This window comes from Mucilaginibacter lappiensis (genome assembly GCF_050433765.1).
GTDB lineage: Bacteria > Bacteroidota > Bacteroidia > Sphingobacteriales > Sphingobacteriaceae > Mucilaginibacter > Mucilaginibacter lappiensis_A.
In genome coordinates, this window is sequence record NZ_JBNPWP010000001.1 from 906847 (window position 1) to 923462 (window position 16616).

Annotated in this window: 12 protein-coding genes; all 12 read right to left on the minus strand. The window is 39.6% G+C overall.

The genetic code is table 11. From position 1 onward, the window contains the following. Positions 1–5: 5 nt before the first annotated feature. Positions 6–1658 (minus strand): UxaA family hydrolase, encoded by a 1653-nt coding sequence (locus M2273_RS03660; RefSeq protein WP_429393119.1) that lies wholly within the window; start codon positions 1656–1658, stop codon positions 6–8. Positions 1659–1668: 10 nt separating this feature from the next. Then, complete coding sequence (locus M2273_RS03665; protein ID WP_429393122.1) at positions 1669–3162, minus strand: tagaturonate reductase; 1494 nt, start codon at positions 3160–3162, stop codon at positions 1669–1671. Between the two features lie 34 nt (positions 3163–3196). Beyond that, positions 3197–5101 carry a glycoside hydrolase family 88 protein gene (locus M2273_RS03670; RefSeq protein ID WP_429393124.1) on the minus strand — a complete coding sequence of 635 codons (1905 nt, stop codon included), beginning with the start codon at positions 5099–5101 and terminating at the stop codon, positions 3197–3199. A gap of 8 nt (positions 5102–5109) precedes the next feature. Beyond that, positions 5110–6105, minus strand: a complete 996-nt coding sequence (locus M2273_RS03675) for a pectinesterase family protein (protein ID WP_429393126.1) — start codon at positions 6103–6105, stop codon at positions 5110–5112. An 11-nt stretch (positions 6106–6116) separates the two neighbouring features. After that, positions 6117–7772 carry a glycoside hydrolase family 28 protein gene (locus tag M2273_RS03680; protein WP_429393129.1) on the minus strand — a complete coding sequence of 552 codons (1656 nt, stop codon included), beginning with the start codon at positions 7770–7772 and terminating at the stop codon, positions 6117–6119. 310 nt (positions 7773–8082) lie between these two features. Further along, positions 8083–9660 carry a beta-N-acetylhexosaminidase gene (locus M2273_RS03685; RefSeq protein WP_429393131.1) on the minus strand — a complete coding sequence of 526 codons (1578 nt, stop codon included), beginning with the start codon at positions 9658–9660 and terminating at the stop codon, positions 8083–8085. A gap of 67 nt (positions 9661–9727) precedes the next feature. Beyond that, complete coding sequence (locus M2273_RS03690) at positions 9728–10375, minus strand: carbohydrate-binding family 9-like protein (protein WP_429393133.1); 648 nt, start codon at positions 10373–10375, stop codon at positions 9728–9730. A 30-nt stretch (positions 10376–10405) separates the two neighbouring features. Further along, the gene (locus M2273_RS03695) at positions 10406–11953 is read right to left on the minus strand and encodes a beta-N-acetylhexosaminidase (protein ID WP_429393136.1); all 1548 of its coding nucleotides are present in this window, start codon (positions 11951–11953) and stop codon (positions 10406–10408) included. A 115-nt stretch (positions 11954–12068) separates the two neighbouring features. Further along, positions 12069–13400, minus strand: a complete 1332-nt coding sequence (locus M2273_RS03700) for a sugar MFS transporter (RefSeq protein ID WP_429393138.1) — start codon at positions 13398–13400, stop codon at positions 12069–12071. A 77-nt stretch (positions 13401–13477) separates the two neighbouring features. Continuing rightward, entirely contained in the window at positions 13478–14545 is a 1068-nt protein-coding gene (locus tag M2273_RS03705; RefSeq protein ID WP_429393140.1) for a LacI family DNA-binding transcriptional regulator, read from the minus strand. Positions 14546–14608: 63 nt separating this feature from the next. Beyond that, positions 14609–15367: a glucosamine-6-phosphate deaminase gene (locus M2273_RS03710; protein WP_429393142.1), complete on the minus strand. Its 759-nt coding sequence runs from the start codon at positions 15365–15367 to the stop codon at positions 14609–14611. A 39-nt stretch (positions 15368–15406) separates the two neighbouring features. Continuing rightward, entirely contained in the window at positions 15407–16585 is a 1179-nt protein-coding gene (nagA, locus tag M2273_RS03715) for an N-acetylglucosamine-6-phosphate deacetylase (protein ID WP_429393144.1), read from the minus strand. Positions 16586–16616 lie beyond the last annotated feature (31 nt).

The window sequence follows — 16616 nt, forward strand, 5'->3', positions numbered from 1 at the left end:
TCATTTTACAAAGAAACGCCTCTTTTCCACGGAATAAAATCGTCCTGGCCATGTCTTACCGCACTTACTTCAATTTCGCCGCTTGCTACCTTTATTACATAGTCCAGTATTCGTTCGCCAGCTTGTTCAATAGTTTCATCACCCTCCACAATGGTTCCAGTATTAATGTCGATGATATCGCTCATACGGTTAAACAAGGTAGTGTTTGTGGCGATCTTTACCACAGGCGTAATCGGATTTCCTGTTGGTGTACCCAAGCCAGTGGTAAATAAAACCACATTGGCTCCTGAACCAACCTCAGCTGTAGTTGATTCCACATCGTTACCAGGGGTACATAGCAAATTCAAACCGGGCTTAGTAACTTTTTCCGGATAATCCAGCACATCGGCCACAGGCGATGTACCACCTTTTTTTGCTGCTCCGGCAGATTTGATGGCATCGGTTATCAAACCATCCTTAATATTTCCCGGCGATGGGTTCATATAGAAACCTGAACCTGCCTCTTCGGCACGCTGGCTATAGCTGCTCACCAGACTGGCAAAACGCTCGGCTTTATCTTTATCCAGACAGCGGTCGATCAGGTTTTGCTCTACACCGCACAGTTCAGGAAACTCTGCGAGGATAACCGAACCGCCAAGTGCCACCAGCAGATCTGATGTGTAACCAATGGCCGGATTAGCCGAGATACCCGAAAAGCCATCAGAACCACCGCACTCCAAACCAATTACCAGCTTACTTAAAGGCGCTGGGAGGCGGGTATAGGCATTAGCCTGCATTAAACCGGCCAGCGTTTGGCGTATAGCCTGTTCTAACAGATCGGCCTCTTTACCAGTTTTTTGCTGGTCAAGGATATATAAAGGTTTATTAAAGTTTGGCGAACGTTTGCTAATCTCCTCCTGCAAGGTTTTTACTTCCGCATTCTGGCAACCCAGGCTCAGTACCGTAGCCCCTGCCACATTTGGATGTGTTATATAACCCGCCAGTAAGCCACATAAGGTGGTAGAATCCTGACGTGTACCGCCACAGCCGCCTGTATGGCTTAAAAATTTAATACCATCCACATTGGGAAATAATTTATCGCCGCTGATCCGGGTAGTATCACCTTCAATTTCGGTATATAAAACTTCGTCTATTGCGCCGCCGGCCTTAATCTTACTGATGAGTTGCTGGGCCTTGATCTCGTAAGTTTTTTTGCGGCCATAGCCCAATGGTTTTACCAGTGCTTCCTGCAATACCTCAATGTTGCGGTTCTCGCAAAACACCATAGGTATCACCAGCCAGTAGTTTGCAGTACCTACACTGCCATCTTCACGATGATAGCCATTAAATGTTTGGCTTTGCCATTTGCTTACATCAGGTTTGTGCCAGTCGGTATGGCTGCTGCCGGTTAAAAAACTGTTTGCAGCATGTACTACATTGCCTGTTGATAATAAACCACCTACTGGTATATGGCTTTGAGCCTTCCCTACTAATACCCCATACATAATAATTTCGCCGCCTTCGGCAATATCGGCAATGGCAAACTTATGCTTTGCGGGTATCAGTTCAATTATTTTATAGCGGTTATTTTGATAAACAACCTCCTCACCAGCTTGCAGATCGGTAAGCGCTACCAACACATTATCTGCCGGATGTACCTTAATTATTTTTTGTTTCATGGTGTTTAATTCAGATAGTACTAAGCTCAAGCTGTCCCTTTGCATTGATACGGTTTAATTGTTCAATTACCGCATCCTTAAAACCGGGCAAAATACTCAGGTCAGCATCCCACAGCTCTTTATTCTTTAATACGTTTTGTACTACGGTATTGATATCGGCATTTTCCCAAATCTTTGAAAAATATTCGGCCTGGCTGTCGGTAACTTTGTATATCGTGTTATTAGCAGTTCCCGTATATTGTCCCTGAGTACCACCTTTAACCCGCATAAATCTGATGAAAGCCGCAAAACCAAGCGCCATGCCCAAGGGTACCGAATTAGTTTGCTTATAATGATTTAATAATAACGGAATCACCCGCATCTTAATTTTGGTACTATATTGCATGGAAATGCTTAACCACTCATGCCTGATATTCGGGTTACGGAACCTGTCTAAAACTTTACCGGCAAAGTCAGTCGCTACCGCATCATCAATTTGATAAGGAATGGCGGGCTTGATCTCGTTAAACATTAATTGTGTGATGAATTTGGTAAAGTGCTCATCGTCCATAGCCTCTTTAACTGTTTTGAAACCTGAAAGATAGGCCACCGCGCAGCTTAAAGTATGGCTTCCGTTTAGCAAGCGCAGCTTTAACTCCCTGAACAATTCAATATCCGGCGTTATTACGACTCCTTTATCTGCCTCGCTGAATGTTAATACCGATGCAATTTTATCATCACCCTCAATAGCCCATAAACTGTAGGTTTCTGCCATGATGCTCAGGTTATCGATATAACCATTTGCAGTTTCCAACTCATCACTCAGCGCCTTATCTGGTTTGCCAGGTACTATTCTATCGACCAGCGAATTACAGAAACTATTGCTACTTTCCAGCCAATCCATAAATGCCGGTTCCAGCTTGTTCAAATGTGCCAGTTCTAATACTATAGATTCTAACTTTTTGCCATTATCAACAATAAGTTCGGTAGGTATAATTATTAATCCGCTGTCTTCGCTGCCATCAAATGCTTTATAACGCTCATATAAAATAGCCAGTAATTTACCTGGATAGGAAACCGGAGGGTGCTTGCTTACGTCTTCTTTTACCAACTTTATACCCACCTCTGTGGTATTAGAAATAACCACCTGTAAATGCGGGTTCCGGGCAACTTTCAATATGGCATCCCAATCATTTGTTGCCGAAAGAACCCTGCTGATAGCTGAACATATTACCTGTTCATTCACTTCTTTTCCGTTTTCAATCCCTTTTGAATAAACAGTATATAAGCTATCCTGCTTATCAAAATCAGTTACCGAACCTGTATCTGTTGATTTTACAACTACTATCCTGCCGTTAAAAATTCCGTTACGATTGGCCTTGTCAATAAAGTAATCGGGCAGGCCTCTTAAAAGCACACCTGTACCAAATTGCAATATTCTTTCGGGCAGATCAAATATTTGCTCGCCGGGCAATTCAACTGCCGGTATGCTTATCTTTTTTAAGTTATATCTTGATAAGATCATTGTGCTTGATAAATGGGGTATCTATATAAATTAATTATTGTTTTGTTGCTGTTTGTTGTGTAACCCAGCGCACCAGATCATTGGCTGCTTTAAAGTTGTCATAATCGGGTGGTAGTTTACGGCCATCGGTGTACTCATTGTAAAACCAGGGATCGCCCACAGCGAATACGGTGCCTTTACCATATTTAGCTGTAGCAACAACTACATCATTCCCATTAGTGAGCCGGGCTACAGCCGGTGCGGTGAGCTGAAGAGTGCTCAACTCTTTAATATATATTTTTTTTGCGGTTTTAAATATGGTATTCCCATCGGGTATATTGATTGCACCTTGCTCAAACTGGCGACCAGCTACATGATTAACGCTATTCTCATTAAAATGAATACCGAATTTTGCCATCAGCTTGTTCAAATGTGTAAACTCGGCGTTGCCTGTGTCATTATTTAACACCAGCAATACACCACCATTTTTCACCCATTCGCTTATGGCTTTAATATGCGGGTTTTCTATGTATTTAACATCAGGGTTTTCTTTGGGTATATCAGGATCCGTAATAATATAAACAGCTGCTTTTTTCAGGTTTGCAGCGTCAGGAGCCTGGTATAAGGTTTCTGTATGTAAGCCATAAGTATTAAAAATATGCCCGAATAAAGAGGAACCATTATTGTCCCACTCTTCCCATTTGTAATGGAAGGAAATATTTGTGCCGGTAATATTATCCTGCCGGTGTTCATCATTAAAATAGCTATCGAGCAGGGCAATTTTACCTTTACCTGCGTTAAAATGAGCCAAACGTTCCATCTCCGTGCTGGCCAGCATAAAGCTGCCCACGCCTTTAGTTTCATTAACAACTGGCCTTTCGCTGGTATAATACTGGTAACTGCCATCGCGATAAGGGTTGCCTCCTAAGCCAACAGCACCACAAACGCCTTTTATATTAACCTGCCCACTGGCGTCGGTTTCTATAAATTGTTTGAGAATGCCTTTGTATGCTTTTTGTGCTACCGATAAATATTTTTCGGGCAGATACCCTTCTCTTACACCTTTGGCCAAAGCATATACAAACATGCAGGAAGCTGATGATTCCAGGTAGTTGCCTTTTTCGCCCGCCTTATCTAAAACCTGGTACCACACACCCGTACTTTTATCCTGGTAATTAGTAATAGCCGCAGCAAAACGGTTCAAGATTGCCAGTAACGCCGCACGTTTTGGATGATTGGCCGGAAACTGATCCAATGCGTCAACCAAGCCCATAGCATACCAGCCATCTGCCCTGCCCCAGAAAGTAGCGGAAAGCCCTGTTTTAGGATTAGCCCATTTTTCCTTTTTACTTTGATCCCAACCATGATATAACAAGCCTGTTTTAGGGTCACGCGCATATTTTTCCATCAGAATAAACTGATTGGCTATATCATCAAAATCAGCGTCTTCATGGAATGTAGCAGCGTATTCAGCATAAAAGGGCCCGGCCATGTACAATCCATCAAGCCACATTTGGTTAGGATAGCGTTTTTTATGCCAGAAACCGCCTTCGGGTATACGCGGGTGCTGACTAAGTTGCTTGCGCAGTAAGTTTGTAGCTTTATAGTACTTTTCGGTATTTAAAACACGGTAAAGCATTAACAAGTTTCGACCTGATAAAATATTATCCAGTGTATAATCCTGCGATTTATAAGTGCGAATGGAACCATCTGCATTAACGTACCTGTCCATGGCTCGCTGTATGTATTTAAAATATTCATTGTCTGCCGTTTGTAGCCATACACTTTGCAACCCCTGCAAAACTATGCCCTGGTCATACGTCCAGTTATTGCTGGGCAAAGAGTCTTTCCATAAATGCATAGCCGTAGCTGCCATCCGTTGTGACCATGGCTTTTCTGTTTGCGCGTGCAGCAACAGACCCAAAAAAAGAAAAGTGAACAACAGCAATAATTTCTTCATTATGTAGATCATTTTATAGATAATACATCCCAATTATCAGTACCGCTCAGGATGTTTTTTATGGTATATTTCTTTATTTCCGCCTCAGTAAGCTGGTGCGACCATGATACACGATCACTCGTAACCGCACCTTTACCTGTACTTTTATACTCTGCAAAAAAGGCTGTCTTTTCATTTTCCGGATTACGCCAGTTATCCCAGCCTGCTGCAAATACAGGGCTGGCTATATCGGTATTAATAAAAACAACTTTTGCATAAGGGCGCCACGGCCTGCCGAGGAATACTTTTTTTACACTATCAACAGCCAAAAGCCTGCAATCAAAAAACACGAAGCCAAATTGTTGTCGTTGTGTTGTGGCTGGAGCAGTAATAAACGAGTTTTTAAGGTTCTTTAGCTCACAATGTTGAAACACCGCAGTAGCCTCGCCAAAAATAAAATCAGTGGTGCCTTCAATATAACAATCCTTATAAAACTGACGACTATTTTCAGTACCGGCATATAAGGTATCCTGGTTACCCAGCAAACGGCAGTTTATTATAGCACACCTGTCAGCTTCCACATGTAGAGCCACAGCTTGCCCAACCGGTCCGGCTGCATTTTCAATAGTCAAGTTTTGGGCAATAAAATCATTACCCTGCACCAGAACAGTATATGAAGTATACGTAGTGAATTTATCCTTACCAAAGGCATCTTTACCTTGTGGGTTTGCTTTACCCGAAAAATCATTATTAGTGATGATGGTGTTTTCCCTATCCTCGCCAATTAATGAGATTCTCGTTTTCCATGAAGGAATGACTAACTTTTCACGATAGATGCCTTTTTTAATATAGATTGAAACTTGCACTTGCGACAGATCGCGCACGGCATTTACAGCTTCCTGTATTGTTTTAAAATCGCCGCTTCCATCCTGTGCTACCGTAAAATGAGTTGGATACGTAACCGCCTGTGCCAGCAAAATTGCCGGAGTAAGCAAACCCAATATCGATAACAGTAATTTCCTCATCTTTCCCTCTATTATTTAGCCATCACTAACGCGCTGTTAACCGCGCCCGAACCAAATTCAACCTTAGTTTTAGCTTTGGAGGTATCGGTATTTAAGAGCTGTATACGCGCTGATTTTTTACCGGCAATTTTAAACAGCAATTGCGCGTTATTATAAGTCACATGGTCAAGCGTAATGTCGCGGCCATTCTGTATATTGATCAACGGGTTAGTGTCTTTACTTTCCAGGTACACATTTTTAAGACTAACATCCTGCCCCTCAATAATATCGGCTCCTTTATCAGTCAGAAAAGAACTATTCTCTATGTGGATGCCTTTGATACTCATTTCGGGCAGCCCCCTGATCATAAGCGCCTTTTCGGCGCCATTACATACTACATTATTTACATAAAAATTCCTGAACGATGGTGTAGCTTCTGTTACAGGGATAGCAGTTTTATCATTAACCTCGTCATCTTCACCCGGCGATTTACCCCCGTAGTACATATCAAAAAGTATAGCTTCATGTAATATGGCCCTCATGCTGATATTTTTGATAAAGATATTTTCTACTACACCACCACGGCCACGAGTGGTTTTAAAGCGCAGGCCAATATCAGTACCGATAAAAGTGCAGTCGGACACAAAAATATTCCTTGCCCCACCAGACATTTCACTGCCTATTACAAAACCGCCATGTGCACGGTAAACTATATTATTCCGTACAATCACATTTTCTGTCGGTTTACCCCTCCTGCGGCCCTCTTCGTCTCTGCCAGATTTAATACAGATTCCATCGTCGCCGGCATCAAAAGTGCTGCCTTCTATCAGTACATTTTTACATGATTCCACATCAATACCATCACCGTTCTGCGCGTTCCATGTATTTCTTACCCGTACATTTTGCACGGTCAGGTTTTCACATAACAGAGTGTGAATATCCCAGGCCGGTGAATTTTGAAGCGTTACCCCTTGCAACAATACTTTTTTGCAATTGGTAAGTACCAACATATTGGGCCTGAAAAAATCTTTCATCGGCTCATTGTCTTTTAGGGTTTTGCCCTGGCCCAGGATTCCGGCTCCTGGGGTTTTAAGGCCATTTACATAGCTTTCTGAGGGATACCATGATCTTCCGTTCTCACTAACCACGCCACCAGATGCCACCAGCTTTTTCCATTCAGCCTCGGTAAGTCTTTCTTTACTTATGGCACGCCATACCTCGCCATGCCCATCAATAATGCCATCACCTGTTATAGCTATATTTTCAAGGTTAGTACCTGAAATTGGCGATTCATTACGTACAGCCGCATGACCTTCATAATTGCCTTCAACCAGCTTATACTGGCTTTTATCATCGGTAAATTGCAGTAGCGCGGCTCTGCTTACATGAAGGTTCACATTACTTTTCAATACCACGGGGCCGGTGAGCCATAAGCCTTGCGGAATTAGCACTACTCCCCCGCCCTTTGAACTACAAACAGCAATGGCTTTATTAATACTGCTGGTATTTAGTGTATGCCCATCGGATTTGGCACCATATTTTAAAATGTTAAAAGTATCTTTTTTAAATACAGGACTGCTAACATGCGGTAAATGCTGCCATGAATAGGGCTTAACCTGCGCCGAGGCAAAGAGTGAACCTGCAGCAAACAAGGCCACAATAGCAAATGATCCTTTTACGATAGACATGTTTTATGTAATAATGGTTAGCCAAATAATTGGTACAGAAGAGGCATTTTTATATGCGTTTTAAGCATATAAAAACCTAATTCCTAAACAAGATTAATTACTCTTGATTGATAAAAAAAAGATATGATCAACTAAATCTGTGCAATCGTTCCCGGAAACGATTGCACAATTTTTCACAGATTAATTGTATTTGGGGGATTTTTAAAAATATTCGAAAATCTAAATTTTAAAGCAATTTAGGCTGATTACAAATGATTAGGAACTATTCGTAATCCTGTTATTTTAACAGTTATTATAGGAATACGGCGATTTAATTATTTCCCATGATTTCATTTGCCATATATTTTTTCTCATAAAAATTTAAGCCTGACTTTTTAAAAAGCCCCAGCTCAGGTTTTAAACGATTTTCGAAAAATTTAAAATCCCTCTTTTCAGGAGAGGTCCATGCTGCCTCTGCAAGGGCACATATCCTGGGGAATAACATAAAATCGAGCCTTTGTATACCTGGAATAGTTTCTGTCCAAAGATTTGCCTGTATGCCCTTAACAAGATCTTCATGTCCCTTTGTATCAGGAAAATTGTTCAGCGAAAATGAGTAAACATCCCCTAATGCATTAAACTTACCTTCCCATTTACGCCCGTTGCTGAGCAAACTATCCTGTACAAAATCAAAATAAAGGGGCAAACGGGGACAAAGTACTACGGAAAATCCTTTATCAAGCGCTTTTTTTAATTGTTCGGGTTTATTTTGTCGCCACCAGAAAACTATGGTTTCATTTACCGGAAGATTGGTATCAACCGCTTCATCCCATACCAATACCTTATTGTTTAATTCCCTTATAGAATCTGCCATTCTGGAAACAAAATACTGCTCTACTTTAGCTATATCAATAAGCGCATGCTGCTTCATAAGCGCTTTAACATCGTTGTCGGTTTCCCAATTTTTATTCCCATAACTCACTTCATCTCCGCCCATATGTATCATATGGGACGGAAATAGCACATTTACTTCTTTTAAAACATTACTGAGATAGGAATAAGTTGATTCTTTACCCGGGTTAAATGTATAATCAGGGTATTTTGGGGTTCCTCCTCCATTATACTCAGGATAAGCCATATTTGCAGCCCGGGCATGTCCGGGCATATCAATCTCAGGAATTACTTCAATAAAACGCTGCGCAGCATATTGCACGATCTCTTTAATGTCTTCCTGGGTATAAAATGTTGCCGCAGTAAAAGGATCTGTATAATTACCTATACCGCCAACCAGTGCGAGTTTAGGATATTTTTTAATTTCAATTCTCCAACCATTCTGGTCAGTCAAATGCCAGTGAAACCTGTTCAGTTTATAATAAGCCATCCAATCGAGCAAGCTTTTAACTTTTGCCTTACCCATAAAATGCCTTGATTCATCCAGCATAAAGCCTCTCCATGAATAAAGCGGTTTATCCTCAATTTTCCAGCAGCTAAGGTTTACCGCGTTTTCTTTCACACTGCCTTTTCGTATTAGTTGTAGCAAGGAAACAGCACCATCAAATGCTCCCCTATCTGTTGACGAGCTAATGATGACATGCTTATCATTCATTTCTAATGAATAACTTTCTGGATCTTTTCCAGACTTCTTTTTAATAAAGCTGACCGACCGTTCTTTAGTTTTGGTTTTTAAAGGAAGTGATATACCGGTATATTCCAGCACTTGTTGCTGAAAGAACAAGGCAACTTTTTTAAATTCATTATCCTGTACGGTAACAACAGTGCCGGAGGATAAAACAAATTCAGCATCAACCTTACTGAATTGATCAGGAAGTGGTATAATATCGGGTTGTTGAGCTATTGCCCGCTGAAGAGAAAAAAATAGAATTATACCAATTAGGATAGACTTTATCATAATATGAATTTAAAACTCCGTGTACGCACCCGAAAATACAATTATTTTCACAAATGAATTTGCTAAATCACATAAATTGAATATTGCCAAAAAACTCAGGTAAATGAAAGTCAGGCTTTTCGTTATAAATCTTATTCCAACTAAAAAAATGAGGTTCTGGTAAATCGTCGCCACATTTAAAGAAATTGCAAAGGCCTTTTTCTTGCTCAAAAGAAGTTAAGTCAGTATAGGTAAACACCTCTATGGGTATAACCAGGGTTATTTGCCATTCAAATTTTGTTCCTGTGGGTTCTTCTGCTGATCTTATTAGTACTCCCCTCTTGATCTTATTAATTATAGCTTCGGGCAGTATCTCTCTGCTGGCCCTATCAACCCCATACCCCGTAAAGCAAATGCCTAAACAGTTCATTTCTATATTATAGTATTCGTTTTCGGTACCAAATGAAATAAAAAACTCCACACAATTGTCCCTGTGAACAGGATCATTGGTTTTAAACATGGTAGATTTAATTACATCTTCATTAACATAATACTTCAGCAAAATGGCGGAACCGCAGTGTGCAATAGAAAAGCTGGTTTCGCAATTACTTTTAAATTCAGACCAAAGTTCATTGTCGATATAGTGTTTAGGTAATGTGTCCAATAATATGGAAACATCTTTAATACTGGAATTATAATTAACAGATTGTACTAACGGGATATTTATATGTTTCATAATTAGGGTGAATAATTTTTTGATTCCCCCCTATTTATTTCTGGCCAGGCGGTTGTATAAATTAATTACTTTCATGTTTCTTAATTGGTTTTCATCTGCTATTGCTGATGGGTTTAAAAAATCTTTATTCAATTCATTGAAACGCTTGTCCAAATCCTTTGAAGCTACCAGTAACTCTTTCAGCTGATTAATCGCAACAACTTTTTGGGTATCATTAAAAGTTGTGTCATTTGCCTGTTTTTCAATAACCTGGTAACGCAAATAATAATTGCGGATATCGGCCATCAGCTTAAAGTGTTCAAACTCTTGCTTGTTTTTTACCGGGCTTAATGTATATAAGATTTTAACAGCTACGCTATTACTATCCAGTAATTGCGGTAAACTCATAGGGACAGGTGATATTACTTCACCTTGTTTAACTTCATAAGGTGTGGTTTTTAATGCACCCCAAAAATCTGATGCCTGTGCTTTGTTAAACCCAAAATGATCTTTGCAATATTTCTGTACAAAACCATCTATATCAAAAGTTTGTCCGGATTTTAACTCTTCCGTAAAAGCATCTATAAGGATATTAAAACCAGAAAGCGGATATACATGCCTGATCGCATATAATTCGGCAAGATCAGCCTCTGATTCAAAAAGGGATGAGTAAACACCTGAGGTTGACCATGAAGTCATGACAATACCTTTATAACCCAGCTTCTGTGATACAGGAATAAAATCCCGTATGTTTTTAAAATGCTTATCCCACTGCGTTAAATTGTAATTATCAGGACTTGACCTTAAACTTGGGGCTCCCCAAATTTCAAAACCGCTTTCCATTAATTTTTGATGATTCCCAAAGTGGTTCAGATCCCAGCCATAGTTCCAGTCAACAAAAACAGTCCCTTTCGGGAGCGACTTAATGGCATCCGGGTATTTCAATGCGATATCAGCCCACAAAACCGGTACCTTACCCATCTTCATGACAATATCACACAGCATTTTAATATAATCGGTATATAACTTGGATTTTCCTTCCTGCTCTGCTTTCAACCTGCATTTTTCATCATGCCCTAATAAATACGTTTCATCTCCCCCTATATGGATGTATTTGGAAGTATGTGTAGATGCTAATTCCCTGTACAGATCAGTAAATAGTGCCTTATCTCCCTCGGCTTCCAGCGGGCAAACCTGTGAATAATCCTTTTTATCTTCGCGCAATGATTTATAGCGTTCATTACGTAAAATGTACTCCACATGGCCAAAACTTTGTTGTAATGGGATAACATCAACCCCAAGACCGTTGCAGTATTTTATAAAAGATATTACCTCTTGTTTAGTATAAGCATATCGGTTAGGTATCAACGGATGTTTTTCAAAAGGATAAGTACCTTCCCACTCCATGATCAGGGTATTGATCCCTGCTTTGCTGAGCTTTAAAACGAAGCTTTTAAGAGCATCCATTTTCATTACCTGTATCCTTAAGTCGAGATGAAAACCGCGTACAGGAAATGGCTCCTCAGCCATTGGATTAGTTTGAGCAAGCGCAACATTTAAATTAATCAGGAGAAATAAAAATGGAAATAATTTTTTCATATCATTTGCTATTTAATCTTACATATACAGTATCAATAAATATCCCCCAAGCCAGTAAATAATTATTTAACATATACCCTACCTCATAGTATGAAGCTGAGCAATGATATTTAACTTATAAAGACCAGCTCCTGGTTTTGTGGCCGTAAAAAGCATAAAACACCAGGTACATATAACAAGGGAATAATACCCAGTAGGCCTTTTTAACATCAAATAAATCAGCAAAATGGCCATATGCAAGCGGCAGAATAGCGCTTCCACACAAGCCCATGATCATGACCGATGCCCCCAGCTTGGTAAATCGCCCAAGATCATTAAGTGCCAGCGGCCATATCCCTGCCCATATCATGGAGTTCGCCAGTCCCAATAACACCACAAACCATATTGATATGTCTGCTACATGTCCCAGCAGGCTTACTTTACCTTGTGTAAAAACAATCAGCAAGGTGAATATTGTGCCTAACATGGTACACACCCTGAGTATATTTACCTGGCTTATATAACGGGGAATGAGCACAATGCCCATCAGATAGCCACAAATGGTTGCAAATAAAGTATATGATGGAAAAACCTTGGCCTCCATCAATGTTATATGCATGGAGTTTGCATATCCTATGATGGTATCAATAGCGATCACTTGTGTGCCTACATGAAGAAAAATTGCCAGGGCTCCTAATATCAGATGTGGGAACTGAAAAATATTCTTTTTCCCTGAATTGACATGAGCCAGCTCTGAACTTTCGTGCTCTGTATCAATTTCAGGCAATGGGGAGTAACGTATAAAAACTCCTAAACCCAGCAGCAGTAGCCCCATAAACGCGTAAGGAACTATTACTCTTCTTATCAGGGAGTCAAGGGCTTCATTTCTTTGCTGGGCATCCATCAACGGCAGCTGTTTAAATAGTTCACTATCAGTAACTTTAAGCACTACACTTGCAAATAATAAAGGCGCAAGTATCCCAGCGCTTTTATTACATATCCCCATAATACTGATACGCTTAGCCGCTTTATCTTTTGAACCCAGAACGGTAACATAAGGATTGGCGGCAGACTGTAAAATAGCCAGCCCTGTTCCAATAGTAAAAAGTCCAAACAAAAAAGTTTCATAGGTGCGGCTTAAGGCCGCGGGTATAAAAATAAAGGCCCCTACAGCCATAATCCAAAGACCAAGCATTATGCCCCGCTTAAATCCTATAGTTTTAAGTAAGTACGATGACGGGACCGACATGATAAAGTAAGAGATGTAAAAAGCAAAAGCTACCAGATAGGATTGAAAGTTGGATAATTGGCAGGCTATTTTAAAATATGGTATTAAAATGGAGTTTACCCAGGTAACGAAACCAAATATAAAAAACAACACAGCTACAATGAGCATGGAGATAAAAATCTCCCTTTCACTTAGAGATGCTGCTTCAACCGCGATTGCCTTTTTTATCCTTATATTCATATTTTAAATATAATTCAATACTGTGTACGCACCCGTAATTTTATTAAAAAAGTTCACAGATAAATCAGCTAATAAAGCTAATTTCTATAAAATTTATAATTCTCTCTGGTAATAATGTCAATTGGCATAAAATAAGCCTTATCTACAGCAGTATTTAATACCAGATTCTGGTAAAGTGCCATTATGCCTTTATACCCCTGCTCTTGTGGTTTTTGACAGATAAGAAAATCTATTACACCTTTTTTAAGATATTCAATATTTTCATTCAGAAAATCATAGCCAATTAATAAGATACCCTTAATTTCAGATTCTTCTAAAAACCGGGCTACAGATGACACCCTTGAATTGGTTACAAAAATTGCCTTTACATCCTGATGAATTGTCAATAGTTCCTTAAGCTTTGTTACAACAGATTGATAATCTGTTTGCCTGATATCGGCTTTTATAATTTCATTATTTTTATGATTATCCCGAAAATAGGCTTTGAAACTTTCTTCTTTTCTTAAAAGGTGATGGTAATTATCCATTTCTTTGGATATATTGATGATCAGTATTTTACCATTTTTATCAACGGCATAATTAGTAAGATGGGCACTTAAATAACCGCTTTGAAACAAATCGGGCCCTATGTAACAAAGACTATCTTGATTGGGAATATCGGAGTTGATGAAAACGTATGGGATTTTAAAATACTGACATACTTTGGTAAACTCTAAAGACTCATCAATAAAAGATGGTGCCAGTAAAATACCATCAACTTCGCTTTTGAGTATTTTTTTAGTTTGCTTTATAAACGTGCTTTTATCATTTTGGTCAAAAAAGTACTTTTCAATTTTTATTCCGTATGGCTTTATTTCTGATTCTGCCTGCTCAATTCCGCTCAACGGCGCTTTCCAAAACTCAGTTTCCTGGGAAATTGCAGGTATTAAAATCGCAAAATGAAGTGTTTTTTTTGAAGCCAGCCTTCTGGCTAAAATATTAGGCTGATAATCCAGGTCTTTAATTATAGCCAATATATTATTCTTGGTTTTTTCAGATACGCCTGATCTGTTGTGAATAACCCTGTCAACCGTAGCAATCGAGACATTTGCTCTGCGGGCTATTTCCTTCACACCAGATAATTCTATACCGCCATCTTTCTTCATTTTCGCTTTTCAATAATTTATGTAAATTAATACTAAGTTCACAATTCTGCACATCTTACTATTTTAAATAAGTGAGCTGCTTTTTTCATCTATAAACAGTATGGCATTAGGATGACTCCGTAAAACAGTAGAAGGATACTTTTCGCTTATACTTTCATTTAAAGTATGATACACCGCATTGGCCTTTTTTTCGTCCGGAACTATACAATAAACATATGTAGCTTTATATAAAGACGGGATGGTTAAAGTTAAAGCATGTGTTGGTACCTCGTCAATGCTGCCAAAACAACCATCATTAACCTGTTGCTGCCTGCATTCCAAATCCAGGTCAACAATTTTTACCGCTTTTTGATCATTAAAATCAGCTACATGTGGGTCGTTAAAGGCTAAATGCGTGTTTTCGCCAATACCCATACAAGCGATATCAACCGGGTATTGGTCCAGTAAATCCGTATACCTTTTACATTCTGTTTCCGGGTTAGCTGCATTGCCGTTAAGATATTGAACAGTATTAAATGGTACCTTTTCAAATAGCCGGTCTTTTAAAAAATTCCCAAACCCCTGTGGCGCATTGGCATCCAGGCCAATGTATTCATCCATATGGAAAGCATTGATACGGGTCCAGTCAATATCTTTTTTAATCAGCTCATTTAAAAATTCATTTTGCGAGGGCGCAGCTGCAAAAATGATATTGACCACGTTTTTTGTCCTTAAAAGCTCATCTATTTTTTCGCTTACCTGGTTTGCCGCGGCCAGCCCCATTGCTATTCTTGACTCAAAAACTTCAACTTTCAGGCGATCTATATTTATTGTGTACGGCATTGATTTAACATTCATTGTTACAAGATTAATCTTATTTAATTATGCTTTCTGGTACACAACCCTACCCTTTATTATGGTAGCTTGTATTTCAATATCTTCATTAAAAATTACTATATCAGCATCCTTGCCGGCTACTAAAGCTCCTTTTTTATCTGCCACGCCTATTATTTTTGCAGGGGTTACGGTAATCATTCTAATAGCTTCTATTAAAGGAACATCAGCCATTTTAACCATATTCCATACTAAACGATCAGCAGTGGCAATACTTCCTGCAAATGACGAACGATCAGGCAGTTTGGCAACCCCATCTTCAACAATAACTCTTAACCCGTTTTTCAATCCACCCAGAATACTCTCGCCGGGCCCCATACCTGCAGCACGCATGGCATCAGTAATTAATGCTATCCGGTCTGGTCCTTTGATTTTATATATCAGTTTCAGAAGCGGAGGTGGCAGATGAATACCATCTGCTATAATTTCTACATTCATTTCGTCAATAATAAATGCACTTTCTATTGCGCCCGCATAACGAAAAGCATTTCGCCTGGTTACACCCGACATAGCTGAATAAAGATGCGTGGCCAATGTATATCCATTTTCAAAAGCCTCTAACACCTCTTCATATATGGCATCGGTATGTGCCAGTGAAGCAAGCACACCTTTGGATGTTATGTACTTTCCGAATTCAATTGCTCCTTTTAACTCCGGGGCTGCACTCCAACGTTTAATAACCGAAGTATGCGCCAAAATTTGCTGATACTCCTCCGGATCAGGATCGCGGATATAACGCGGATCCTGTGCGCCGCGCTGGTTCATGGCAAAATAAGGCCCCTCTAAATGTAAACCAAGAAATTGCGCCCCTGATGTATTTTTTTCATTAGCTATCTGGTACAATTCAATAGTTTGCATCAGATCTTCATGCTCACTGGTTAAAGTTGTTGGTAGCATAGATGTTGTGCCATAACGCGCATGAATTTTAGCAATTTCTAAAAAAGCAATTTCTGAGCCATCCATAAAATCATGCCCACCTCCTCCGTGTACATGCAGATCAATAAAACCAGGGGCAATAAATTGCCCTTTTGCATCTATTTCCTTTACTCCTTCTACAGCAATATCTCCGGCGGCAACTTCTACAATTACACCATCTTTAACCAGTACGGTCCCATTAGGAATTATCCGGTACGGTGTGATAATTTTACCATTAAATATTTTTATCATCGATTTGAGTAATTTATATACAAATACAGCT